Consider the following 21,756-nt stretch of genomic DNA (forward strand, 5'->3'; position numbering starts at 1 on the left):
CGGGCGTTCGGGGCCGCGGGGATAGGATGGGCCGAAAGAGCTGAAAGGGGGGCCGGGATCCATGGAAGGGCTCATTCCGGTATTCATCGTCGTCGGTGTGATCGTCGTCCTGGCCGTCGTCGTCGGCATCTACCTGTGGTCGACGTACAACTCGCTCGTGCAGCTCAACGTCCGCGTGGACGAGGCCTGGAGCGACATCACCGTGCAGCTCAAGAGGCGCGCCGACCTCATCCCCAATCTCATCGAGACGGTGAAGGGGTACGCCGCGCACGAGAAGGCCGTGTTCGAGAACGTCACCCGCGCGCGCGCCGAGACGCTCTCGGCGAACGGCCCGGCGGAGGCGGGGGTCGCCGAAGGACACCTCCAGCAGGCACTGAAGAGCCTGTTCGCGGTCGCCGAGGCGTACCCGCAGCTCCAGGCCAGCCAGAACTTCCTGCAGGTCCAGCACGCCCTCGTCGACACCGAGGACAAGGTGCAGGCATCGCGCCGCTTCTACAACGGCGGCGTCCGCGAGCTGAACACGAAGATCAAGGTCTTCCCGAACAACCTGTTCGCACGGAACCTCGGATTCTCCGAACGGGAGTTCTTCGAGGTCGTGGACGGCGCCGCGATCGCCGAGCCGCCGCGCGTCCAGTTCTGAGGCGAGAACCGCCCGCGAGAGGTCCCGCGTCCGAAGAGGGCGCGGGACCTCTGCGCGTCTCCCCGGACGCGTTCCGAGCCGCGTGATCGGCTCAGCGCACGGCGAGCCGGATCACCTCTGCGTCCACACGGACGTCGCCGTAGACGTTCCATGCGTCCGTCCGGTAGGTGACCGACGCCGCGGACCCGGCGCGGTCCGTCCCCTCGGCGGTCGCGACGAGGACGCCGCCGGTGGCGGAGAACGACGGCGGGTCCAGTTCCAGCGCCGGCATCCGTTCGATGCGGAAGCTCAGGCGATCCAGCGTCGACAGGTCGGCGGCCCAGGGCACCCGGATCCCGCAGTTCTCGGGCGGGGACCCGGCGGACGCCGTCTGCGTGCAGGCGGTCAGATAGTCCTCGAGCTGCGCACGGGCGCTCGCGACGCCCTCCTCGGTGAGCCGCGGGCGCAGGGAGACGGCGGCCTCCTCACCGGGGAGCACCACCGCGCGCACCTCGCCCGACACGAGGGAAGCGGGCGCCGAGGCCACGTCGTAGACGCCGGGAAGCAGTGCCACCGGATCATCGGCCTCGCCGAGCGGCGTCGTGCCGATCCGGGCGCCGCCCCAGGGGCGGGACACGAGCAGCCCGCCGACGGGCGCGTCCGTCAGCCTCCACGCGCCGTCCCGACGTTCGAGCCGCGCGTCCGTCTCGTGCTCCCGGCCGTCCAGCGTGAAGGACACGCGGACCCGCGCCTCGTCCCCGCGCTCCGACGCGGTGAGGACGCGGGGCGCGCTCGGACGCTCGCGCGCGGCCTCCAGCGCGTCCGCGGCACGCTCGTCGACCCCGACGCCGAAGGCCCTGACCGCCTCCGCGTCTCCGTCCGCGATCGCGCGGAAGGCCGCCAGCGCGGTGTCCGCCGCCGATGCGGGCGGCCGGGAGACCGACCACCAGAGTGCGCCCCCGCCGACCAGCACCAGGAGCGTCAGAGCGATCGCGACGAGCCGCCCTCGGCGGGACCGAGCCGGGGCGGACGTCACGCCGCGGGCTCCGTCTCGTCCGCGTCGTCGACCTCGCGCGCCGCGTCGTCGGGCTCTCGGTCCTCGGAGGCCGTCGGGGATCCCGACGGCGTCCCGCTCGAGTGCGGAGGGCGTCGATCGACGGCGTGGCGAGAGACCGTGCCGCCGACGCGGAGCGCATCCGCGAGGTCGTCGCTCGCGTCGCCCCAGTGCGAGACCGACAGGTGAGCGAGCCGCTGCCAGGCGGCGGCGAGACGCAGCTCCTCCGCGATGCGGGGCGCGTCCTCCGCGGGGCGGGCCTGCGGCTCCCACCAGGCCGACTGCACGCGCAGGGTCTCGGTCGCACGCTCGGCCTTCAGGTCCACCCGCGCGGCGATCCGGTCCCCGACGAGCACGGGGAGGGAGTAGTAGCCGTAACGGCGCTTGTGGGCCGGGGTGTAGATCTCGATCCGATAGTCCAGTTCGAACGCCCGCAGGGCACGCTCTCGGAACCACACCACGGGGTCGAACGGGGTCAGCAGGGCCGTCGCGTCGATGCGACGGGGGAGGACCGCCTCCGCGTGGATCCACGCAGGCAGCGCGCGTCCGGCGCGCTCCCACCCCCGGACCCGCACCGGACGGACCTCGCCGGCGTCCTCGAGATCCCGCAGCGACCGCTGCACCAGCGCCCGGTCCCGGAGGCGGTAGTAGTCGGCGATGTCGGCGGCCGTGCCCACTCCGTGCGCGCGGACGGCCCGACGCACGAGCTCGCGCACCGCGTCCTCCCGGGGGATCTCCCGGGCGCGGACCTCGGCGGGGATCACGTCCTCGGCCAGGGCGTAGCGCCGCTCGAAACCCACGCGCCCGGCGATCGCGACCTCCCCGACGCGCCAGAGGAACTCCAGGGCGTGCTTGACCTCGTCCCAGTCCCACCAGGGCCCGCGGGGACGCGGTGCCTCCCCGCGGATGTCGGCCGGTCGGGAGGGGCCGCGCTCGCGGAGCTCGGCGCGCACGGCGTCCAGCGTGCGCGGAGACCCCCGGTAGGCGTCCCCGCCGTACTTCGCGCGGAAGTCGTCCATCCGGAAGCGCCACAGGGCCCAGTCGTCCGCAGGGACGAAGGTCGCCTCGTGCGCCAGGTACTCGACGTACCGGGACGAGGGGCGCAGGAACGCACGGTCCAGGACGGCGGGATCGTACGCGCCGAGGCGGGAGAACAGGGGCAGGTAGTGCGACCGGGCGAAGACGTTGACCGAGTCGATCTGCAGCACCCCCATGCGCTGCATCGCCGTGTGCAGGTGGCGTGCCTGCGGGGATGCGGGACGTCGTCGGGACAGGCCCTGCGCGCCGAGGGCGACGCGCCGGGCCTCGGCGGAGCTGAGGGTGTCGGTCACGCGGGCCAGCGTACCCGCCGGCTCCGACACCGCCGCGGGGCCCGGCGCATGTGGTCGTGCACGCCCGCACGAGCCGGGGCCTGCCCGTAGACTTGGCGGATGAGCGACCGGCGTTCGAACGAGACAGGCCGTCAGCGCCTGCGCGAGCTGCTCCAGAATCGCACCGTGTCCGGCGAGGTGGACCAGGGACTTCCCTCCGGTCTGCGCATCGCCACCGCGTACTCGTGGCGGTTCCTGGTGATCGCGGCCGCCGCGGGAGTGCTGATCTGGCTCATCATGCTCCTGAAGCTCCTCGTGATCCCGTTGATGGTCGCCATCCTCGTGACCGCTCTGCTGTGGCCGGCGTTCGCGTGGATGCTGCGGAAGCGGTTCCCGCGCTGGCTCGCGGTGACCGTGTCGCTCGTCGGCACCCTGGTCATCGTCGTGGGTCTGCTGTGGCTGGCGATCTGGCAGATCCGCCAGCAGTGGGGAGAGGTCCAGGCCCGCACCGCGACGGCGGTGGAGGATCTGCGGACCTTCCTCATCGAGGGGCCCTTCCACCTGTCCGCCGCGCAGATCGAGGCGTACATCGACCAGGGCATGGCCCTGCTGCAGGAGCAGGGTGAGGCGTTGTGGTCCGGCGCCCTGGCCATCGGCACGACCTTCGGGCACGTCGCGACCGGCGCGGTGCTCGCGCTGTTCATCCTCATCTGCCTCCTCGCGGACGGCGCCGGGATCTGGCGCTGGACGCTCAAGCTCTTCCCGAAGGCCGGGCGTCCCGCCGCGGACGCCGCCGCACGCAACGGCTGGGCGACGGTGATGAACTACGCGCGGACCCAGCTGCTGGTGGCGACGATCGACGCCACCGGCATCGGGCTCGGCGCCTTCCTGCTCGGGGTGCCGCTGGCCGTGCCCGTGGCGGTCCTGGTGTTCCTCGGCTCCTTCATCCCGATCGTCGGGGCCGTTGTCACCGGGGCGCTCGCGGTGTTCCTGGCCCTCGTCTACAACGGGCCATGGATCGCCCTGTGGATGCTCGTGGTGGTCCTCGGCGTCCAGCAGCTGGAGGGGCACGTGCTCCAGCCGATCCTCATGGGCTCGGCCGTCAAGGTGCATCCGCTCGCCGTCGTCCTCGTCGTGGCCGGCGGTGCGATGATCGCCGGGATCCCCGGCGCTCTGTTCGCCGTGCCCCTCGCTGCGTTCGCGAACGTCGCGGCGGTGACGATCGCGAGCGGCGCCTGGCGCACCGGCGCCGATCCGCACGGCGACTACATCTGGCGGACCGTCCCCGCCCCACGACGACCACGCAGCGGGGAGGCTCGATGACCCCCGCGGACCCGACCACGACGACGAGGAGCGAGCACACGGTGCAGAACGACCACACGGATCCCCGGCCCGGATCGACCCCGACCGCGGTACCGTCCCTGGCGGAGATCGAGGAGGCCGCGCGCGGACTGGACGGCGTGGTCACGCACACGCCGACGCTGCCGTCGCGCGCCGTCGGAGACGTCCTGGGGTCGCCCGTCCTGCTGAAGATGGAGAACCTGCAGCGGACCGGGTCGTTCAAGATCCGCGGCGCCGTGCACCGCCTGTCACGGCTCACCGCCGAGGAACGGGCACGCGGGGTCGTGGCCGCATCGGCCGGGAACCACGCGCAGGGCGTCGCGCTCGCCGCGCAGGCCCTGGGGATCCGCGCGACGATCTTCATGCCGATCGGCGTCCCGGTGCCCAAGCTCCTGGCCACGCGCGGCTACGGCGCCCACGTGGTGCTGGAGGGCGAGACCGTGGCGACCTCGCTGCGGCTGGCCGCGGAGTTCGCCGAACGCACCGGCGCGGTCCTCATCCACCCCTTCGACCACCGCGACGTCGTCATCGGGCAAGGCACTCTCGGACTGGAGATCGTGGCGGACGTCCCGGAGGTCGACACCGTCATCATGGGCATCGGCGGGGGCGGCCTGATCGCGGGCGTCGCCGCGGCCGTCAAGGCGTCGGCGGCGCGGGCGGGTCGCACCGTGCGCGTCATCGGCGTGCAGGCGGAGAACGCCGCCGCCATGCCGCCCTCCCTCGGAGCGGGGGAGCCCGTCGAGATCGTCACCCGCCCGACGATCGCGGACGGGATCCTCGTGGCCAAGCCCGGGGACGTGCCGTTCGAGATCGCCCGGGAGCTCGTGGACGAGGTCGTCACCGTCAGCGACGACGACATCGCCCGCGCGCTGCTGGTCCTGCTGGAGCAGGCGAAGGTCGTCGTGGAGCCTGCGGGGGCCGTCGGCGTCGCGGCGATCCTGGCCGGCAAGGTGACGGGCACCGGGACGACGGTCTCCGTCCTGTCCGGCGGCAACATCGACCCCCTCCTGCTGCAGCGGATCGTCTCCCACGGCCTTGCGGCCTCGGGCCGCTACCTCACGATCCGGATCCCCCTTCCGGACCGGCCGGGACAGCTCGCGCGCGTGTCGGAGCTCATCGCGCAGGCCGGCGCGAATGTCATCGAGGCCATGCACACCCGCCACGGACACGGACTGCAGATCAGCGACGTCATCCTGGAGCTCAGCGTGGAGACGCGGGGCCCCGAGCACTCCGAGCTCACGCTCGACACGCTGCGGGCCGCAGGCTTCGAGCCGATCGTCGTCCCGGACTGACCGCGCACACGACACCGCCCCTCTCCGGATCGGAGAGGGGCGGTGTCGTGCGGGCAGGCGCCGCGGAGAGCGTCAGCCGGCGAAGGTCTCGACCTTGACGATCTCCACGTCGATCATCCGGCCGTTCGGGGCCTCGTACGAGGTCTTCTCGCCGACCTTGAGGCCCTGGATGGCGCTGCCCAGCGGGCTCGCCTCGCTGTAGACGTCGAGGTCCGTGCCGCCGGCGATCTCGCGGCTGCCGAGGAGGAAGACCTCCTCGCCGCCCGCGACGATGGCGGTGACGACGGTGCCGGGCTCCACGATGCCGCGGCTGGCCGGCGCCTCGCCGACCTTGGCGGTCTTCAGCAGCTGCTCCAGGGTGCGGATCCGGGCCTCCTGCTTGCCCTGCTCGTCCTTGGCGGCGTGGTACCCGCCGTTCTCCTTGAGGTCGCCCTCCTCGCGAGCCGCTTCGATGCGCTTGGCGATCTCCTCGCGGCCGACGGTGGACAGGTGCTCCAGCTCGGCGACGAGGCGGTCGTACGCGTCCTGAGTGAGGAAGGGGACCTGAGCGTCGTTCGACACGGCGATACTCCTTAATTCGGATCCCTGCGGCGACGGCCTGCGGGGATATGGCAAGACGCCCCGGCACCGTGCCGGGGCGTCGTTGATCGTGACGAGCCTATTCGACCCAGCAGGTGTTAACCAAACCCGTCGTCGCGAGAGCGACGGTGGGGACCTTCTCGGTGTACGCCCGTGAGTGCTCCGCGGAGGCCGGGTAGTCGACCACGCGCCATCCCACGATGCCGAACTCCTCGTCCTGGGCCTCGACGATGCAGTGCACGTCGCGATCCCGCGGAGCGGTGATCTGGAAGGAGACGGTCACGGCGTGATCGTCGAGCACCTCGAATCCCGTGCCGGTCACGTCGACCTGATCCGCCGTGGAGCGCACGGTGATCCATCCGGCGACGACGATCACGACCGCGGCGAGGGCGCCGCCGATGATCCAGGGAAGCCTGCCGCGTCGGGTGCGGCCGTAGCGCTCGTCGAGCTGGGCGGGCGTGGTCACGGGTGGGGTCTTCCGATCGTTAGGCTGGATTCCAGGCTAACGCGTGGGGCCAGGAAGGGCGGACACATGATCGATGCGCTCGTGCGGGCGGCGGTGTCGCCGTCTCCGACCCCGACACCGACGGTGGACCCGGAACTGGTGACGCCGGGGCCCTGGGGCTTCGCGATCGTCGCGATCCTGGTGATCGGGGTCGTCGTCCTCATCTGGGACATGCAGCGCCGGATCCGCCGCGTGCGCTACCGCGAGGAGGTCCGTGCCGAGCTGGACGCGGAGGCGCAGGCCGACGCGGCCGTGGAGGCGACGACGGCGGACGACCAGGCGGTGGATCCGGAGGACGCCGCAGGCGACGGACCGCGGGGCTCAGCCGGGAAGACCGAGTGAGGGCGACGCCGGCGCCAACGCGATGAGCAGGCACGCGGTCCAGTGGCAGAGGAACGCCAGGACCGTGCACACGTGGAAGATCTCGTGGAACCCGAAGTGGCCGGGAGACGGGTTCGGGCGCTTCATCGCGTAGACCACGGCGCCGAGCGTGTAGAGCACGCCGCCGACGCACACGAGCACCATCATCGCGACGTTCGCGAGGACGAGGTCCACGATGTACATCACCGCGGCCCACCCGAGCAGCAGGTAGAGCGCGACGTACAGCCAGCGCGGCGCGTGGATCCAGAACACGCGGAACAGGATCCCCAGGATCGCGCCGCTCCAGACGAGCGACAGCAGGAGGATCCCCTTGTCCGGGGGAAGCGCGAGGACGGCGATCGGCGTGTACGTCCCCGCGATCAGGAGCAGGATGTTCGCGTGGTCGATGCGCTTGAGCACGACCTTCACCCGAGGACCCCAGTTGAACCGGTGGTACACGGCGGAGTTGCCGAACAGCAGCAGGGACGTCGCCATGAACACGGCCGCCGCCCACTTGGCGGGGACCCCCTGTGCGAGCACGATGAGGACGACGCCGGCGGCGATCGCGACGGGGAAGGTGCCCGCGTGGATCCAGCCTCGCCAGGTCGGCTTGATGTCCGCCTGTGCGTCCGTGGCCGCAGCCTCCATGAGCGGCAGCTGAGGGAGGTCGGGGGCGGCGTTCGGGTTCGCGCTGCTCATCTGCTCACTCTAAGCGCCCGCCCATGCCGTCATCGGCACATATTCACAGGCGACGCTCGCCCGTACGGGTCCTCCGACCGTCCCCGCGGAGGCGGGGCGCGCGCGGTAGCGTAGGGGAGTGAGTGCACGGTCAGAACAGGGGAGCGGACCGCTCTACCGGTTGTACGGTCGGCGACTGCGGCGTCGCCTGGACCCGGCGACCATGCCCCATCACGTGGCGATGATGATCGACGGCAACCGGCGGTGGGCGCGTCAGCTCGGCTACGAGTCCGCCGCGCACGGGCACCGCGCCGGGGCGGCGAAGATGCGGGAGTTCCTGCAGTGGTGCGACGACCTCGGGATCCGCGTCGTCTCGCTGTACCTCCTCTCCGCGGACAACCTCCTCAAGCGCGACCCGCGGGAGCTGGCCGACCTCATCGAGATCATCGGTGAGCTCGCCGACTCGCTGTCGCACCAGCCCACCTGGAGGGTGAAGCACGTGGGGCGTGCCGAGATCCTCCCCGAACCGTTGGCCCGCGTGCTCGCCGACGCGGAGGAGCGCACTCGCGAGAACACGGGGCTCCACGTGAACCTGGCCGTCGGGTACGGCGGGCGCAACGAGATCGTGGACGCCGTGCGGAGCATCATCGTGCAGCACGAGGCCTCCGGAGGCACGCTCGAGGACCTCGCCGCGCATCTGACCCCGGAGATGATCGGGGAGCATCTCTACACGGGCGGGCAGCCGGACCCGGACCTCGTCATCCGGACGAGCGGCGAGCAGCGGCTGAGCGACTTCCTCCTCTGGCAGAGCGCCCACAGCGAGTTCTACTTCGTCGAGGCGCTCGGTCCGGACCTCCGCGAGGTGGACTTCCTGCGCGCCATCCGCGACTACGCCGACCGGGATCGCCGCTTCGGCAAGTGACGCCGCGCGTCCGGTCGTCCCGACCGCGGGTCGCCCTCGGGCAGAATGGCCGGATGGGTGCGCTCGAGGACTACGTCGACTCCTTCGCCGGCACGGACGGCTACCTGAACTGGGCCGCGTTCGGCCCGTTGTCCCCGGCGGCCCGCACCGCTCTGATCGCCGACGCCGAACGGCAGGCCGACGGCCGTCCGGCGGCGCTCGCCGCCGTGTGGGCGCGCGAGGGGGAGGCCCGACGCGGACTCGCCGGGCTCCTCGGGGCCGCGGAGGACGACATCTCCCTCCACTCCGCCTCCGGCCCCGCTCTGCAGCACGCCTTCGCGGGGCTCTCCGGCCACGTCGTCTGTTCCACGGCCGAGTTCCCGAGCATCACCGTGGCGCTCGCCCGCGCCGCCGAGGCGTCGCGGGGCGCCCTGGTGCCGAGGTGGATCCGCCCCGCGGAGGCCGTCGTGACGGCCGCCGCCGTCCGTGACGCCCTCGACGACGACGTCACCGCGCTCGCCGTCAGCCACGTGGACTTCCGCACCGGTCACCGGGCGGATCTGGCGGCTCTGCGGGAAGCGCTCGGGCCGGATCGACTCCTGATCGTCGACGCCGTGCAGTCCTTCGGCGTCGTGGCGGAGGACTGGGCGCTCGCCGACGTCGTGGTCGGTCACGGGTACAAGTGGCTGCGTGCGGGCCGGGGCACCGGGTTCGCGCGCTTCGCTCCCTCCGCCCGGGAACGGATCGCCCCGGTGCTGAGCGGCTTCGCCGGGACGTCCGCCGCGGCCTACTTCGCCGACGTGATCCCCGACCCCGCGCCCACCGGGCGCGCGTACGCGGTGAGCAGTCCCGATCCGCTGGCCGCCGGCCGTCTCGCGGCCGCCGTGAGCGAGACCGCCGCGGCGGGCGTCGGCGCCGTGGCGCGGCGGGTGGAGGAGCGGGTGGACGCCGTCCTGGACGTGCTGGACCGCCATCGGGTGCCGGTCGTCTCGCCGCGGGACCCCGCGAGACGGGCCGGGGTCGTCGCGCTCGCGCCGCGGGATCCGGCCGGTCTCGGCGGCGTCCTCGCCGACGCGGGGATCACCGCGACGGTGCGCGACGGCCGGGTGCGCTTCGGCGTGCACGCCGGTACCGGGGAGCCCACGGTGGCGCTGCTCGACGACGCCCTCGCCACGGCGGCGGAATTCATCTCCGCTTAACCGACGCTGCCGCGTGTCGGAGTCGCGTCGCGTCCTCCCGCGGTCGTACGGTCATGGCATCGGGCACGGTGCCCGATCGAGTCGGCCGTGAAGGATCGCGACTCGTGGCCCTGGTCGACTCGCCTAACACCGGGAATCCCCGGGTCGGGAGAGGGTCGTGGCCGCACCGTTCACTCAGCAGACTCAGGCAGCTCACCAGCGCAGCACCCGCGACGGCGGGGAAGGCGCGCCCGGACAGGACCTGCGCACCTACGTGCTCGACACGTCGGTGCTGCTGTCCGATCCCCAGGCGTTCTTCCGCTTCGCGGAGCACAGCATCGTCCTCCCCGTCGTCGTCATCGGCGAGCTGGAGGGCAAACGCCACGACCCCGAGATCGGGTACTTCGCGCGGCGGGCGCTGCGTCACCTCGACGAGCTGCGCGTCGAGCACGGACGTCTGGACTTCCCCGTCCCGATCGGCTCGGGCGGCACGCTGCGCGTCGAGCTGAACAACACCGATCAGTCCGTTCTCCCCAGCGGGATCCGCCTCGGCGACAACGACAGCCGCATCCTCTCGGTCGCCATGCACCTCGCGCAGGACGGCCAGGACGTGACGGTGGTCTCGAAGGACCTCCCCATGCGGGTGAAGGCGGCCTCGCTCGGCATCAACGCCGAGGAGTACCTCGCGGAGCAGGCCGTGGACTCGGGCTGGACCGGCATCGCCCCGATCGACCTCTCCGGGGACGAGATCAGCGACCTGTACGAGAGCGAGGTCGGATCCAGCGACCAGGTGACGGGCCTGCCCGTCAACACCGGCCTCATCATCCACTCCGAACGCGGCTCGGCCCTGGGCCGGGTCACCGGGGACGGGGAGTTCGCGCTCGTCCGCGGAGACCGCGAGGTGTTCGGGCTGCACGGGCGCTCCGCCGAGCAGCGCATCGCGATCGACCTGCTCCTGGACCCCGAGGTCGGCATCGTCTCCCTCGGCGGGCGGGCCGGTACCGGCAAGTCGGCCCTGGCGCTCTGCGCCGGTCTCGAGGCGGTGCTGGAGCGGCAGCAGCAGCGGAAGATCATCGTCTTCCGGCCGCTGTTCGCCGTCGGCGGGCAGGAGCTCGGCTACCTCCCCGGCGACCAGGGCGAGAAGATGAACCCCTGGGGCCAGGCCGTCTACGACACCCTCGGATCGGTGGTGTCGACCAACGTGATCGACGAGGTCGTCGAGCGCGGGCTCCTGGAGGTTCTTCCGCTCACCCACATCCGCGGGCGGTCCCTGCACGACGCCTTCGTGATCGTGGACGAGGCGCAGTCGCTGGAGCGCAACGTCCTGCTCACGGTGCTCAGCCGGATGGGGCAGAACTCGCGCGTCGTGCTCACCCACGACGTCGGACAGCGCGACAACCTCCGCGTCGGCCGCCACGACGGCGTCGCCAGCGTGATCGAGACGCTCAAGGGGCACGAGCTGTTCGGGCACGTGACCCTGCAGCGGTCCGAGCGCTCGGCGATCGCCGCGCTCGTCACCGAGCTCCTGGAGGGCGGCGAGCTCAGCTGAGCCGACGACGAGGGGCCGCCGGGACTTCCCGGCGGCCCCTCGTCGTCCCGGCCCGTCCGTTCCCGCCGCGTCGGATGCGCGCGAGCGGTCGTCCGGGTTAGCGTCGATGCAGCAGGACGCGGACGAAGGAGTTCAGATCATGCAGAGAGCAGACACGGCGGAACGGAGTCTTCCCCCGGTCGCGGTCGACGAGAAGCCGCGGTGGACACCCGTGAAGATCGTCGTCTGGGCGCTCATCGCCCTGGTCGGCGGCGTGGCGTGGACGATGCTCGCGATCGTCCGCGGCGAGACGGTGAACGCCATCTGGTTCGTCTTCGCCGCGGTCGCAACCTACCTGATCTTCTACCGCTTCTACTCGAAGTACATCGAGCGGCGGCTTACACGGCCGGACGACCGCCGCGCGACGCCCGCGGAGGCCAAGGCGGACGGGAAGGACTACGTCGCCACCGACCGCCGCGTGCTGTTCGGGCACCACTTCGCGGCGATCGCCGGCGCCGGACCGCTCGTCGGCCCCGTGCTCGCGGCGCAGATGGGCTATCTGCCGGGGACCATCTGGATCATCGTCGGCGTGGTGCTCGCCGGCGCCGTGCAGGACTACCTGGTGCTGTTCTTCTCGATGCGGCGCGGCGGGCGCTCCCTGGGACAGATGGCGCGCGACGAGCTCGGGCGCTTCGGCGGAGCCGCCGCGATCCTCGCGACGCTGCTCATCATGATCATCATCACGGCGATCCTCGCCCTCGTCGTCGTCAACGCGCTCGGGGAGAGCCCGTGGGGCGTCTTCTCGGTGAGCATGACGATCCCCATCGCGCTGTTCATGGGCGTGTACCTGCGTTGGATCCGACCGGGACGGATCACCGAGGTGTCGATCATCGGGTTCGTGCTCCTCATCGCCGCCATCGTCGGCGGCGGCGCGGTGGCGGCCACCGACTGGGGGCAGGCGATCTTCCATCAGGAGCGCCTGACCATCGCATGGGCCATCATCATCTACGGCTTCATCGCGGCGGTCCTGCCGGTCTGGATCCTGCTCGCCCCGCGCGACTACCTCTCTACGTTCATGAAGATCGGCGTGATCGTGGCGCTCGCCGTGGCGATCGTCTTCGTCCGACCGGAGATCTCCGTCCCGGCCTTCAGCGAGTTCGCCGGCGGGGAGACGGGGCCGGTGTGGTCGGGCCCCCTGTTCCCGTTCCTGTTCGTCACGATCGCGTGCGGGGCGCTCAGCGGGTTCCACGCGCTGATCGCCTCGGGCACGACGCCGAAGATGGTCGAGAAGGAGAAGCAGACCCGCTTCATCGGCTACGGCGGGATGCTGATGGAGTCGTTCGTCGCGATCATGGCCCTCGTCGCGGCCGTGTCGATCGACCGGGGCATCTACTTCGCCATGAACTCGTCCCCGGCGGCGACGCTCGGCACGATCGAAGGCGCCGTGCAGTTCGTGAACGGGCTCGGGCTCGCCGGTGTGAACCTGACGCCGGAGATGCTCTCCACGACCGCGGCGAACGTAGGGGAGGAGTCGATCATCTCCCGCACCGGCGGTGCACCGACCCTCGCCCTCGGCCTCGCGCACATCATGCAGCAGTGGATCGGCGGCACCGGGATGATGGCGTTCTGGTACCACTTCGCGATCATGTTCGAGGCGCTGTTCATCCTGACCGCCGTGGACGCCGGCACCCGGGTCGCACGCTTCATGCTGCAGGACTCGGTCGGGAACGTCATCCCGCGCTTCAAGGACACGTCCTGGCGGGCCGGGGCGTGGATCTGCACGGCGGTCATGGTGGCCGGGTGGGGCGCGGTGCTGATCATGGGCGTCACCGATCCGCTCGGCGGCATCAACACCCTGTTCCCCCTGTTCGGGATCGCGAACCAGCTGCTGGCCGCGATCGCGCTCGCGGTGGTGCTCACGATCGTCGCCCGCCGGCGCACGTTCGGGGTGCTCTGGGTGGTGGTCGTCCCGCTCGCATTCGTGACGGTGGTGACCGTCACCGCGTCGCTGTACAAGATCTTCTCCCCGGTGCCGGCGGTGGGCTACTGGGCTCAGCATTTCGCGTTCCGCGGGGCGCTGGAGGCGGGCGAGACGAGCTTCGGGACCGCGGGCACGGTCCAGGCGATGGAGGCGGTCGTGCGCAACACGGTGGTGCAGGGGACGCTGTCGATCGTGTTCCTCGTGCTCACCCTCATCGTGATCGCGATGTCGGTCTGGCGGGTGATCCAGGCGTTCCGCGGCACGGAGGTCATCGATCACGAGGACCCTGCGGTCCCGTCGCGTCGCTTCGGGGCGGCGGGCCTCATCGCCTCCCGCGAGGAGCGCGCCGTGCAGAAGGAATGGGACGCGCTGCCGGACGAGCTGAAGCCGGTCCAGGGGCACTGACGTGACCGGTGTGCATGATCCGGCGCCGGGCGCCCGTGCGGCGCCGGGCCCGCACGGCGTCGGCCACGGAGGGCGTGGACCCACGGCCTCAACCAGGGACGGCGTGGCTTCGCGGGTGGCCCTGGGCGGGGATGCCCGTGGTCCGGCCCGGCGCGCGGCCGAGGGACTGCGGCGCGCGTGGCGGGCGGTGTCCTGGTACGTCAACGGCGTGACCGGTCAGTCGCGGTACGCGGCCTACCTGGCGCATGAGCGCGCGGCGCATCCGGACCGGGTCCCGATGACGGAGCGCGAGTTCTGGCGGCGACACTACGCCGCGCAGGACGCGGATCCGGGCGCCCGCTGCTGCTGACCGTCTGCCGCCCGCTGCTGCCGACCGTCTGCTGACCTCCGTCCCGACCTCATCCCGGTCCCGATCTGCACACGTTGTCCCGATCTGCACACGGTTCGCGAGTATTCGTGTGCAGATCGGGCAGATATGTGCAGATCGGGGGGAGAGGCGGGCCGGGAGAGGGACCGTGAAAGGGGTCACCGATAGTCCTGGAGACGGCGGAGAGCCCCGAGGATCGCGGCCTGGACCATGGGCCAGTCGTGGATGATCTGCGCGTAGTCGAACCGCAGGGTCTCGTATCCGAGCCGGGAGGCCACGGCGTCGCGGCTCCGGTCCCGGTGGCGGTGGGCCGAGTCGTCGTGGTTCTCCTTTCCGTCGGCCTCCACGATGAGCCTGCCGCCGATGACGACGTCCACGACGCCGACGCCGTCGATACGGACCTGACACTCCACCGGGATCCCCAGGATGTGCAGGCGCAGGCGAAGGATCGACTCCAGCCCGCTGTCCGCATCGCCGCGGGCGAGGTCCACGAGCCACCGGGCCCGAGCCGGGAGAGCGGCACGGATGCGGCTGCGCGCCGCACGCGACAGCAGGTTCATCCGCCATGCCGACTCGAAGGCGGCGAAGAAGGCCTCGTCGCCTTCGCACCGCTGGAGATGCACCAAAGCCGTCGGCAGATCGGCGCGCCCGAGCGGGGGACGACCCCGGTAGTAGTGCGATCGACAGTCGCAATCGGTATGGGGGTGCACGTGCCGGGCAGCTCCCATCCACACGTGGAGGCTGGTGGAGTCGGACAGTACCCAGACCCCTCGCCTCCGCAGTTCGCTGACGCAGGTCGGCGCGCCTCCGTGCGCGATCGCCGTCCGGAGGTCGTCCGCCACGGACGGCACCGCGAAGACGCCGTCCCGGATCCGGATGATCTCGCCGTCGGCGACCGACCGCGACAACATTCGGCGGGTGAACCCGAGATCTTGGAGCTGTGTTCCTCGGGCGACGCCGCCGAGGCGGGCGAGCGTGAGCGGCGCGGAGAGCATGCCTGTCACGCTGCCGCATCCTGACCGCCGAGAGAGGGTGGTCGCCCGATCGGTGGACAACGTGGAGGATCGCCGCAGGGTGGAGGAGGAACCTCGTGCCCCGATCTGCACACTCGAGCCCGATCTGCACACCTTTGCCGGGCTTTCCTGTGCAGATCGGGACGAGGTGTGCAGATCGGGACAGGCCCGTGGGCCAGGGGGGGCGGGACGAGGGGGAGGGGGAAGGGCCCGGAGACGACGGATGCCGCGGTCCCGAAGGACCGCGGCATCCGGGGAAGCGGGCTGTCAGCCCGCGTGCGTCATGGAGAGCAGGTCGAGCTTCTGGTCGAGCACCTCTTCGGTGATCTCGCCGCGCTCGACGTAGCCGAGGTCGATCACCGCGTCGCGCACCGTGATGCCCTTGGCGACGGCGTGCTTGGCGATCTTCGCGGCCGCCTCGTAGCCGATCACCTTGTTCAGCGGCGTCACGATCGACGGCGACATGCCGGCGAAGGCGGCGGCGCGCTCGACGTTGGCCTCCAGGCCGTCCACCGTCTTGTCCGCGAGGACGCGCACCGCGTTGGAGAGCAGACGGATCGACTCGAGCAGCGCCGTGCCCATGACCGGGATCGCGACGTTCAGCTCGAAGGATCCGGATGCGCCGGCCCACGCCACGGTCGCGTCGTTGCCGATGACGCGGGCGCAGACCATGAGGACGGCCTCCGGCACCACCGGGTTGACCTTGCCCGGCATGATCGAGGAGCCCGGCTGCAGGTCGGGGATGTGCAGCTCGCCGAGACCCGTGTTGGGGCCGGAGCCCATCCAGCGCAGGTCGTTGTTGATCTTCGTCAGCGACACCGCGATCGTGCGCAGCGCGCCGGACGTCTCGACGAGGCCGTCGCGGTTCGCCTGTGCCTCGAAGTGGTCCTTGGCCTCGGTGATCGGCAGCTCCGTCTCCGCGGCGAGCAGGGCGATGACCTTCTGCGGGAAGCCGAGCGGGGTGTTGATGCCGGTGCCGACGGCGGTGCCGCCCAGCGGGACCTCGGCGACCCGGGGGAGCGCGGCCTGGACGCGCTCGATGCCGAGGCGGATCTGGCGCGCGTAGCCGCCGAACTCCTGGCCGAGGGTGACCGGCGTCGCGTCCATGAGGTGGGTGCGGCCGGACTTGACGACGTCCTTCCACAGCTCCGCCTTCGCCTCGAGGGCGACGGCCAGGTGGTCGAGGGACGGGATCAGCGTGTCGATGAGCGCCTGGGTGACGGCGATGTGCACGGAGGTCGGGAACACGTCGTTCGAGGACTGCGACGCGTTGACGTGGTCGTTGGGGTGCACGGTCGCGCCGAGGATGCGCGTCGCAAGCGTCGCCAGCACCTCGTTCATGTTCATGTTCGAGGACGTGCCGGAGCCGGTCTGGTAGGTGTCGACGGGGAACTCGCCGTCGTGGCGGCCCGAGGCGACCTCGTCCGCTGCCTGGGCGATGGCGTCCGCGATCGCGCCGTCGAGCGTGCCGAGCTCCTTGTTCGCGAGGGCGGCGGCCTTCTTGATGCGCGCGAGGGCGGCGATCTGCGCGGACTCCAGCCCCTTCCCGGAGATCGGGAAGTTCTCCACCGCGCGCTGGGTCTGCGCCCCGTAGAGCGCGTTGACGGGCACGCGCACCTCGCCCATGGTGTCGTGTTCGATGCGGAACTGATCGTCCGCGCCGGTGTGCTGGGTGTCGGTCACTTGCTGTTCCTCCAGTTGTGACGGGGTGACGGAAGGGGGATGACTCAGGGCACCGGGATCAGCGCGGGGCGTCGAGCGCCGTGTCGTCGGCGAGGCCGACCGACACGATGGGCACGGCCGTGCCCTCGGCGAGCCGGTAGTTCGCGCCGACGATCCCGAGGCGCCCCTCGGCCACGGCGGCGCTGATCAGCTCGGAGGACTGGATCAGGTCGGCGACCGTGTTGCGCAGGTGCTCGCGGCCCACCAGCTCGGCGTCGATCTCGTCGGGACGGGTGACACCGGTCGCCGCGACGACCTTGCGCGCGGCGGGCACGATCGGGGCGATGAGGCGCCAGATGTGCGGGGGGAGCGGGGCGGCGTCGATCGCGGTCCCGTCGATCGCAGCGCGCACGGCGCCGCAGCTGTCATGCGCGAGCACGACGATCAGCGGGACCCGCAGGATCTCCACGGCGTACTCCAGGCTCGCCACGATCGACTCGCCGAGGACCTGCCCGGCGTTGCGGACCACGAACAGGTCGCCGAGGCCCTTGTCGAAGATGATCTCGGCGGCGAGGCGGGAGTCCGCGCAGCCGAACAGGGTCGCCATGGGCGCCTGTCCCTCCGCGAGCTCATGACGCTTGCCCACGTCCTGGTGCGGGTGCTCCGGGCGGCCGGCGACGAAGCGCCGGTTTCCCTCGAGCATCTCCTGCCACGCCTGGTCCGGGGTGAGCTGAGTCGTCATTCGTCCTCCTGACGCGCGTCGATCTGCGCGAGCTGTGGTTCCAGTCCCTTCGCGATCCGGGCGGCGTCGTCGGCGCTGAGCGACCCGTAGATCAGCACGTAGTCGTCCCCGGCGGGTGCGCCGAGCGCATACGAGACGTTGCCGTTGTCCGCGGGGCGGGCGATCGTGAAGACCTCCCATTCGCGTCCCTCGATCGTGACCCGGTCCTTGGGGGAGGCCCCGTTGAGAGGAATCGCGGCCCAGGCCGGTTCGGCATCGATCGCCTGAGCGATCCGGGCGAAGCCGCGCGCCGTGTCGCCGGTGGGAGCCATCGTCACGTCCCAGACGGTGTACGCGCCGCCGGAGAGCTCGGCCTTGTTCACCCGCCAGTCCTTCGGCACCTCCGGGACGACGACAGGACCGCCGACAGCGGTCTCCGCGTCCTTCGCGATCGCGGCGAGGTCGATCGGCGGGCGTTCGCCGGGCTCGCCGCGGGGGACGATGAAGACGATCACGAGGACGACCCCCAGGGTCACCAGCATGGCGGCCACGAGGTTGCGGAACGTCTGGCTCGACCGGTACGCGGCGGACGAGGCGGCCTTGCGGTCGGCCGTCTCCTGGGGCGTCTCGGGGCGACCGAGCTCGGCGACGACGGGGGCGGAGGATCCGCGGGGAGAACGGCTCACGACGCGGACACCTGCCCGTCCGCGCCTTCCCTGGCCGATTCGAGCCGGCGCTTGGCGCCGAGAAGCCACTCCTCGCAGCGCGCCGCCAGCGCTTCGCCGCGCTCCCACAGCGCCAGCGAGTGCTCGAGGGTCGGAGCGCCCTGCTCGAGCTCCGCCACGACACGCACGAGCTCGTCGCGGGCCTGCTCGAAGGTGAGGGTGGCGGGGTCGGCGGCGCCGCCCGCCGGGGCGGTCTCGAACTCCTCGCTCGCGCTCACCCCTTCATCCTACCGGCGCGGTTCGGACATCCGATCCGGGGCCGAGCCCGCGCGCGGGGCGGGCGCCTCCGGTCGTTCCCCCTCGGACACGGCATCGACGGAACCGCGGTCGAGGGTCACCGTGATGCGGGTGCCGGCCGGGGCCTGTGCGGCGTCGCGGAGGATCACGCCGCCCTCCCGATGCGCGATCGCATAGCCGCGTGCCAGCGTCGCGGCGGGGGAGAGCGCCCGCAGGGACGCGCGCAGCTCGGCCGTGCGCCGGGAACCATGGTCGACGCCCCGGACGACGGCGTCGCGCCCGCGGGCCACGAGGAGGTGAATCTCCTGCGCGCGACGCTCGATCAACGGCTCCGGAGAGCGCAGCACGGGCCGGGAGCGGAGCTGTTCCAGCTGCGCGATGTCGTGCGTCAGGCGCTGGGTCAGCCGCGTCGTCGCCCGGGCGCGCAGCTGCGCCACGAGCGCGCGCTGCTCGCCGACGTCGGGGACGACGCGCTTGGCGGCGTCGGTCGGGGTCGAGGCGCGCAGGTCCGCCACGTCGTCCAGCAGCGGGTGATCGTTCTCATGGCCGATGGCACTGACCACCGGCGTCGTGGCCGCGGCGACGGCGCGGATCAGCCGTTCGTCGCTGAAGCCCAGGAGCGTCTGCGGATCCCCTCCGCCGCGGGCGACGATGATCACGTCGACCTCCGGGTCGGCGTCGAGCCGCTTCAGCGCCGCGAGCGTCTCCGGCACGCATCGATCGCCCTGGACGGCGGCGTGCACGGTGCGGAACCGCACGTGCGGCCAGCGCAGCTCGGCGTTGCGGTGCACGTCCTTCTCCGCGTCGGAGTTCTCACCCGTGATGAGACCGATGACGTGCGGGAGGAAGGGGATCGGCCTCTTGCGGGACGCGTCGAACAGGCCCTCCTGTCGCAGCTGGACCCGCAGCCGCTCCAGCCGCTCGAGCTGATCGCCCAGGCCGACGTGCTTCATCATCGAGACGGCGAAGCTGAAGTCGCCCGCCTTGACGAAGTAGTCCGCCTTCACGGCCGCGACGACGTGGTCGCCCACGCCGAGGTCGGACGGGATGCGCGCCCGGACGCTGGACCAAATGCGGATCGAGATCTGCGCGTCCGAGCGGGTGTCCTTGAGCCGGGCGAAGACGTTGCCGCCGCGGAGGTTCCAGGAGGTGATCTCCCCCTCGACCCAGACGGTGTTCCAGCGGGCGACGAAGTCCCGGATCGTGGCGTTGAGGCGGGCGACCGACGTGGGCGCGTCCGGCGTGGAGTCGCGCGGGGCGACGGCATCGGCGGGCGGCGGCTCGCCGGGCACGTGAGCGGCCTCGAAGGAGGTCATGTCCAGGTCCTCCTCGGGGGAAGCGCCGGTAGGATCGGCATTGTGACTTCGACTGCTGTTGCGCTCCCCGTGCCGCGGGTGCCGCGTGAGCGCCGCCCTGAGCGGGCGCGTCTTCAGGATATCCCCGTGGACGGACGCAAGCGGGTGCTGCTGGCCGCGCCCCGCGGGTACTGCGCGGGCGTGGACCGCGCAGTCGTGGCGGTCGAGAAGGCGCTGCAGCGGTTCGGCGCGCCGGTGTACGTGCGCAAGCAGATCGTGCACAACATCCACGTCGTCACCGAGCTCGAGGCCCAGGGGGCGATCTTCGTCGACGAGGTCGACGAGGTCCCCGAGGGGGCGCACGTCGTCTTCAGCGCGCACGGCGTCTCTCCCGCCGTCGTGAACGCCGCCGCCGACCGGGGCCTGCACGCGATCGACGCCACGTGCCCGCTGGTCACCAAGGTCCATCGCGAGGCCGTGCGCTTCGCCCGCGACGACTACGAGATCCTCCTCATCGGCCACGAGGGGCACGAGGAGGTCGAGGGCACCGCCGGGGAGGCCCCCGAGCACGTCACCATCGTGAACTCCCCGGACGAGGCGGACACCGTCGAGGTGCGTGACCCCTCCAAGGTCGTGTGGCTGTCGCAGACGACGTTGTCCGTGGACGAGACGATGGAGACGGTGAACCGGCTCCGCGCGCGGTTCCCCGAGCTCCACGACCCGCCCTCCGACGACATCTGCTATGCGACGCAGAACCGACAGGTCGCGATCAAGAAGGTCGCGAAGGAGGCGGACCTGGTGATCGTCGTCGGATCCGCGAACTCCTCCAACAGCGTGCGCCTCGTGGAGGTCGCCCTCGAGTACGGGGCCCGCGCCGCCTTCCGCGTCGACTACGCCGACGAGATCCGCCAGGAGTGGCTGGACGGCGTGGCCACGGTCGGCGTGACGAGCGGGGCCTCGGTCCCCGAGGTGCTCGTGCGGGAGGTGCTGGACGCGCTCGCGGAGGCGGGATACGGCGATGTCGACGAGGTCCGCACCGCCGAGGAGGACCTGATGTTCTCCCTGCCGAAGGAACTGCGTCAGGACGTGTCGGGCCAGCGCGACGACCGCGCGCTGGGCGGACGACTCCGATGAGCGCCGACGGATCCGAACCGACGCTGATCGGATCCGTGCAACGGGCGCTGCGCCTGGTCGACATCGTGGCGAACTCGCCGCGGCCGATCCCCGTCAAGCTGCTGGCCCAGGCGACCGGCCTCACCGCGGGGACGACGTACAACCTCGTGCGGACGCTGATCCACGAGGGCTACCTCGCGACCGAGCCCGACGGCCTCGTCCTCGGCGCGCGCTTCCCGGCCTTCCAGGACGCGGCGCCGGCGCGCGGCGTCTTCCTCGCTCAGGTGCGTGCGGCACTGCGGCAGGTGGCCGAGGATGTCGGCGCGACGGCCTACCTGTCCCGTTTCGACGACGGCGAGGTGCATCTCGTGGACATCGTCGACGTGGACCACGACCCGCGCGTGGAGCTGTGGGTCGGCATGCAGGACGGTGCGCATGCGACCGCCCTGGGAAAGCAGATCCTGTCGGTCCTGCCGCAGGACGAGCGCATGGACTACCTCGCGCGGCACCCGCTGGCAGAGCTCACCCCGCGGACCATCAGCGACCGCGAGCGGCTGTTGGAGCAGCTCGAGCGCTCGCGTCGCTGGACGGTCGAGCGGGGCGAATACGCCCTCGGGTTCACGTGTCTCGCGGTGCCGGTGCTGGCCCCCGGGATCACCGCCTCCCTCGCGATCTCGATCCGGGCCGACGGCGAGCATCCCGTGGGCGAGGACGTGATCGCGCGGCTCCAGGATGCGGCGCGTCGATTGTCGGTCGCGCTGGGCACCGCGGGATTGTCGGGGCGCGGGCAGTTCACTATCTGAATTCCTGGCTCTCGTGCAGAAACGAGGAGAGCGCTATCCTGGGTCGCACGACGTCGTAATCGCGTCCACGGGAGGGTCAGCGTCCCCAG

At 71.6% G+C, this 21,756-nt stretch carries 22 protein-coding genes; 11 read left to right on the top strand and 11 right to left on the bottom strand.

The window, feature by feature from the left end; translation table 11 throughout:
* The first annotated feature begins 61 nt into the window (after positions 1-61).
* Positions 62-640 carry a LemA family protein gene (locus tag K8F61_RS00925; RefSeq protein ID WP_231820393.1) on the top strand — a complete coding sequence of 193 codons (579 nt, stop codon included), beginning with the start codon at positions 62-64 and terminating at the stop codon, positions 638-640.
* Between the two features lie 91 nt (positions 641-731).
* On the opposite strand, the gene K8F61_RS00930 is transcribed toward K8F61_RS00925, so the two are convergent.
* Complete coding sequence (locus tag K8F61_RS00930; RefSeq protein WP_231820394.1) at positions 732-1,655, bottom strand: hypothetical protein; 924 nt, start codon at positions 1,653-1,655, stop codon at positions 732-734.
* Positions 1,652-3,004 carry a winged helix-turn-helix domain-containing protein gene (locus K8F61_RS00935; protein ID WP_231820395.1) on the bottom strand — a complete coding sequence of 451 codons (1,353 nt, stop codon included), beginning with the start codon at positions 3,002-3,004 and terminating at the stop codon, positions 1,652-1,654. The genes K8F61_RS00930 and K8F61_RS00935 overlap by 4 nt, the downstream gene beginning before the upstream one ends.
* A 99-nt stretch (positions 3,005-3,103) precedes the next feature.
* Here K8F61_RS00935 and K8F61_RS00940 point away from each other — a divergent pair, with 99 nt between their 5' ends.
* Positions 3,104-4,306, top strand: coding sequence for an AI-2E family transporter (locus K8F61_RS00940; protein ID WP_067245158.1), 1,203 nt, complete (start codon positions 3,104-3,106; stop codon positions 4,304-4,306).
* Positions 4,303-5,616, top strand: a complete 1,314-nt coding sequence (gene ilvA, locus K8F61_RS00945) for a threonine ammonia-lyase (RefSeq protein WP_231820396.1) — start codon at positions 4,303-4,305, stop codon at positions 5,614-5,616. The genes K8F61_RS00940 and ilvA overlap by 4 nt, the downstream gene beginning before the upstream one ends.
* Before the next feature lie 72 nt (positions 5,617-5,688).
* Here ilvA and greA read toward each other — a convergent pair whose 3' ends face one another.
* A complete protein-coding gene (greA, locus tag K8F61_RS00950; protein ID WP_067245160.1) occupies positions 5,689-6,177 on the bottom strand; it encodes a transcription elongation factor GreA in 489 nt (162 codons plus the stop codon).
* 97 nt (positions 6,178-6,274) lie between these two features.
* The gene (locus K8F61_RS00955; protein ID WP_231820397.1) at positions 6,275-6,661 is read right to left on the bottom strand and encodes a DUF4307 domain-containing protein; all 387 of its coding nucleotides are present in this window, start codon (positions 6,659-6,661) and stop codon (positions 6,275-6,277) included.
* Between the two features lie 66 nt (positions 6,662-6,727).
* Here K8F61_RS00955 and K8F61_RS00960 point away from each other — a divergent pair, with 66 nt between their 5' ends.
* Positions 6,728-7,042, top strand: coding sequence for a hypothetical protein (locus K8F61_RS00960; protein WP_067245164.1), 315 nt, complete (start codon positions 6,728-6,730; stop codon positions 7,040-7,042).
* On the opposite strand, the gene trhA is transcribed toward K8F61_RS00960, so the two are convergent.
* Entirely contained in the window at positions 7,022-7,759 is a 738-nt protein-coding gene (gene trhA / locus K8F61_RS00965) for a PAQR family membrane homeostasis protein TrhA (protein ID WP_067245165.1), read from the bottom strand. The genes K8F61_RS00960 and trhA overlap by 21 nt on opposite strands.
* Positions 7,760-7,877: 118 nt before the next feature.
* On the opposite strand from trhA, the gene K8F61_RS00970 reads away from it, so the two are divergent.
* The 5 genes from K8F61_RS00970 (at position 7,878) to K8F61_RS00990 (ending at position 14,080) form a co-directional block, all read left to right on the top strand.
* Positions 7,878-8,660, top strand: coding sequence for an isoprenyl transferase (locus K8F61_RS00970; RefSeq protein ID WP_067245167.1), 783 nt, complete (start codon positions 7,878-7,880; stop codon positions 8,658-8,660).
* A 53-nt stretch (positions 8,661-8,713) separates the two neighbouring features.
* On the top strand, positions 8,714-9,838 hold the full coding sequence (locus tag K8F61_RS00975; RefSeq protein WP_231820398.1) for an aminotransferase class V-fold PLP-dependent enzyme: 1,125 nt from the start codon (positions 8,714-8,716) through the stop codon (positions 9,836-9,838).
* A 241-nt stretch (positions 9,839-10,079) separates the two neighbouring features.
* Positions 10,080-11,366: a PhoH family protein gene (locus K8F61_RS00980; protein WP_231821593.1), complete on the top strand. Its 1,287-nt coding sequence runs from the start codon at positions 10,080-10,082 to the stop codon at positions 11,364-11,366.
* Positions 11,367-11,505: 139 nt separating this feature from the next.
* Positions 11,506-13,731: a carbon starvation CstA family protein gene (locus tag K8F61_RS00985; protein ID WP_231820399.1), complete on the top strand. Its 2,226-nt coding sequence runs from the start codon at positions 11,506-11,508 to the stop codon at positions 13,729-13,731.
* Between the two features lie 103 nt (positions 13,732-13,834).
* Positions 13,835-14,080 carry a YbdD/YjiX family protein gene (locus K8F61_RS00990; protein WP_336246433.1) on the top strand — a complete coding sequence of 82 codons (246 nt, stop codon included), beginning with the start codon at positions 13,835-13,837 and terminating at the stop codon, positions 14,078-14,080.
* Positions 14,081-14,256: 176 nt separating this feature from the next.
* Here the strand turns inward: K8F61_RS00990 and K8F61_RS00995 are convergent, their stop codons facing one another.
* The 6 genes from K8F61_RS00995 to xseA all read right to left on the bottom strand — a co-directional run bounded on the left by K8F61_RS00995 (position 14,257) and on the right by xseA (position 19,772).
* Positions 14,257-15,093 (bottom strand): type IV toxin-antitoxin system AbiEi family antitoxin domain-containing protein, encoded by an 837-nt coding sequence (locus K8F61_RS00995; RefSeq protein WP_231821595.1) that lies wholly within the window; start codon positions 15,091-15,093, stop codon positions 14,257-14,259.
* A 285-nt stretch (positions 15,094-15,378) separates the two neighbouring features.
* Entirely contained in the window at positions 15,379-16,737 is a 1,359-nt protein-coding gene (locus K8F61_RS01000; RefSeq protein ID WP_067250224.1) for a class II fumarate hydratase, read from the bottom strand.
* 115 nt (positions 16,738-16,852) lie between these two features.
* Positions 16,853-17,515 (bottom strand): carbonic anhydrase, encoded by a 663-nt coding sequence (locus K8F61_RS01005; protein WP_067250216.1) that lies wholly within the window; start codon positions 17,513-17,515, stop codon positions 16,853-16,855.
* Positions 17,512-18,180: a DUF4245 family protein gene (locus K8F61_RS01010; RefSeq protein WP_067250212.1), complete on the bottom strand. Its 669-nt coding sequence runs from the start codon at positions 18,178-18,180 to the stop codon at positions 17,512-17,514. The genes K8F61_RS01005 and K8F61_RS01010 overlap by 4 nt, the downstream gene beginning before the upstream one ends.
* A complete protein-coding gene (locus K8F61_RS01015) occupies positions 18,177-18,437 on the bottom strand; it encodes an exodeoxyribonuclease VII small subunit (RefSeq protein ID WP_067250209.1) in 261 nt (86 codons plus the stop codon). The genes K8F61_RS01010 and K8F61_RS01015 overlap by 4 nt, the downstream gene beginning before the upstream one ends.
* Before the next feature lie 9 nt (positions 18,438-18,446).
* Positions 18,447-19,772, bottom strand: a complete 1,326-nt coding sequence (gene xseA, locus K8F61_RS01020; RefSeq protein WP_231820400.1) for an exodeoxyribonuclease VII large subunit — start codon at positions 19,770-19,772, stop codon at positions 18,447-18,449.
* A gap of 126 nt (positions 19,773-19,898) precedes the next feature.
* On the opposite strand from xseA, the gene K8F61_RS01025 reads away from it, so the two are divergent.
* Positions 19,899-20,885 carry a 4-hydroxy-3-methylbut-2-enyl diphosphate reductase gene (locus K8F61_RS01025; RefSeq protein WP_336246434.1) on the top strand — a complete coding sequence of 329 codons (987 nt, stop codon included), beginning with the start codon at positions 19,899-19,901 and terminating at the stop codon, positions 20,883-20,885.
* Positions 20,882-21,667 (top strand): IclR family transcriptional regulator, encoded by a 786-nt coding sequence (locus tag K8F61_RS01030; RefSeq protein WP_231820402.1) that lies wholly within the window; start codon positions 20,882-20,884, stop codon positions 21,665-21,667. The genes K8F61_RS01025 and K8F61_RS01030 overlap by 4 nt, the downstream gene beginning before the upstream one ends.
* Positions 21,668-21,756: the final 89 nt, after the last annotated feature.

Source organism: Microbacterium resistens, assembly GCF_021172025.1.
GTDB classification, from domain to species: domain Bacteria; phylum Actinomycetota; class Actinomycetes; order Actinomycetales; family Microbacteriaceae; genus Microbacterium; species Microbacterium resistens.

What these genes read in the sequence shown, in the direction of transcription:
- K8F61_RS00925 (WP_231820393.1), top strand. Translation starts at nt 62, where the DNA reads ATGGAAGGGCTCATTCCGGTATTCATCGTCGTCGGTGTGATCGTCGTC.
- xseA (WP_231820400.1), bottom strand. Translation starts at nt 19,772, where the DNA reads ATGACCTCCTTCGAGGCCGCTCACGTGCCCGGCGAGCCGCCGCCCGCC.
- trhA (WP_067245165.1), bottom strand. Translation starts at nt 7,759, where the DNA reads ATGAGCAGCGCGAACCCGAACGCCGCCCCCGACCTCCCTCAGCTGCCG.
- K8F61_RS01030 (WP_231820402.1), top strand. Translation starts at nt 20,882, where the DNA reads ATGAGCGCCGACGGATCCGAACCGACGCTGATCGGATCCGTGCAACGG.
- ilvA (WP_231820396.1), top strand. Translation starts at nt 4,303, where the DNA reads ATGACCCCCGCGGACCCGACCACGACGACGAGGAGCGAGCACACGGTG.
- K8F61_RS00960 (WP_067245164.1), top strand. Translation starts at nt 6,728, where the DNA reads ATGATCGATGCGCTCGTGCGGGCGGCGGTGTCGCCGTCTCCGACCCCG.
- K8F61_RS00995 (WP_231821595.1), bottom strand. Translation starts at nt 15,093, where the DNA reads ATGCTCTCCGCGCCGCTCACGCTCGCCCGCCTCGGCGGCGTCGCCCGA.
- K8F61_RS01000 (WP_067250224.1), bottom strand. Translation starts at nt 16,737, where the DNA reads ATGGGCGAGGTGCGCGTGCCCGTCAACGCGCTCTACGGGGCGCAGACC.
- K8F61_RS00985 (WP_231820399.1), top strand. Translation starts at nt 11,506, where the DNA reads ATGCAGAGAGCAGACACGGCGGAACGGAGTCTTCCCCCGGTCGCGGTC.
- K8F61_RS00940 (WP_067245158.1), top strand. Translation starts at nt 3,104, where the DNA reads ATGAGCGACCGGCGTTCGAACGAGACAGGCCGTCAGCGCCTGCGCGAG.
- K8F61_RS01005 (WP_067250216.1), bottom strand. Translation starts at nt 17,515, where the DNA reads ATGACGACTCAGCTCACCCCGGACCAGGCGTGGCAGGAGATGCTCGAG.
- K8F61_RS00975 (WP_231820398.1), top strand. Translation starts at nt 8,714, where the DNA reads ATGGGTGCGCTCGAGGACTACGTCGACTCCTTCGCCGGCACGGACGGC.